The sequence below is a fragment of the Sphingomonas sp. 8AM genome (genome assembly GCF_902506455.1).
Taxonomy (GTDB): Bacteria; Pseudomonadota; Alphaproteobacteria; order Sphingomonadales; family Sphingomonadaceae; genus Sphingomonas.
This window is the reverse complement of record NZ_LR733849.1, coordinates 1-1,572: the sequence shown is the minus strand read 5'-3', so window position 1 is coordinate 1,572 and position 1,572 is coordinate 1. Positions and strand designations below refer to the sequence as shown.

General features: G+C 61.8%; 1 protein-coding gene. It reads right to left on the bottom strand.

Annotated elements, in window-relative coordinates:
- Positions 1-124: 124 nt before the first annotated feature.
- Positions 125-1,255 (bottom strand): tyrosine-type recombinase/integrase, encoded by a 1,131-nt coding sequence (locus BACI71_RS17565; RefSeq protein WP_159761493.1) that lies wholly within the window; start codon positions 1,253-1,255, stop codon positions 125-127.
- Between the last annotated feature and the right edge of the window lie 317 nt (positions 1,256-1,572).

The following is a 1,572-nucleotide window of genomic DNA, read 5'->3' as shown; positions in this document are numbered from 1 at the left end:
CGCATAGTGGTGTTGGCGGGCTGACGCCCGCCGATGCTGCCAAGCGGGTTGTGCAACACCGCCCCGACGGGCACCATGACAACCCCGGACTCCAGTTATGACTGGAGGAGCTTTGGGGAGCACGTCATGAGACGTCGCCAGCCGCCTCCCGCACCGTACCGCGCGCCAGATGAGCGTAACGCTTGGTCGTCTGCTCGCTCGCGTGGCCCAGGATCTTGCCGATGACGAGCAGCGACATGCCGCTGGCAGCAGCTACTGACGCAAACGTGTGACGGAGGTCGTGAAGGCGCGCGTCCTTCAAGCCGGCGCGCTCGCGCACCCGCTGCCAGAACGGCTGTAGGTCCGTGAGGCGGCCGCCAGGCAGCTTGCCCGTGAGCACCCAAGGGTTGCCGTCGACCCGCGGCATGTCGCTGAGAACGGCCAGAACCGGATCGCCGACTGGAACGTCCTTGGCGCCCGTCTTCGAGTCCGGCAGCCGCAGCAGCCCTAGCTTGAAGTCGACGTAGCTCCACTGCAGCGTCATGATCTCATTCAGCCGACAGCCGGTGAGCATCAGCAGACGCACGGCAGCGATGGCTGATGGCATCTCAATCTGCTCCGCCGTCATTTCGGCCAATACCTCACCGACGCGGCTCAGCTCGGCGGCACTGAGGAAACGTTCGCGCTTCTTCTCCGGGTACTTCTTGATCCCCTTACGCGGGTTGGTGCCCTCGGGGCGGTGACCCCATTCTTCAGCCAGCCCGAACATTTTGGAGATGACTTCTATCGTGCGGTTAGCTTGGGTTGGCTTAAGACCAAGATCCCGGTGCAACCGGGCGATGTCCTGCCGCGTCACCTCGTCGACCCGTTTGGACCCGATAACAGGTAGGATGTAGGAGTTAAGCGAGCGGCGGTACTCCGCGGCCGTGCTCGGCTTTACCCACAAGGCCACGTGCCGATCGTCAAAGATCTGGGCGAGTTGCCGGACGCTCAAGGCCCGGCGCTTTGCATCGCGGTCGGCGGCGGGGCTGCCGCCCATCTGGACCTTTGCGGCGGCGGAGCGCGCTTGCTCACGGGCTAGCGCAAGTGAAAGAACCCCCACCTCACCAATCTTAAGCTGACGCCAGCGGTTGCCGTCGTCGCGGTAACGGTAGACCCAGACCCGCCGGCCAGACGTCAGAAAACGGATGCCAAAACCGCGGACGTCATCGTCCCAGAGGAACTCCTTGTCGTGGGTGGTTGTGGACTCCACAATAGTCTTCGTCAGCTTGGCCATGAGCATCTCCTGATACCTGCGCTGCCTCCAAGCCGTTTCCAGGAAGCACCTGGGAAGCAAGGTGCAAAGTAACGGCGCGAAGGTGCAAGAGAATCACGAGCGGCAAAATTGCCTTACAGTCAAGCAAATGGCCTGATGCAGCGCAAGATGAGGTAAGATTGAGAAGGGGTGCGTAGATTGCGCCACAGAACTCATAACCTGAAGGTCACAGGTTCAAATCCTGTCCCCGCAACCAAACCTCATCATACCAAACCGTCGCAGGATATCCCGCGGCGGTTTTTTTATGCCCGTTTTCCGCCGGTTGTGCCCGGTTCAGG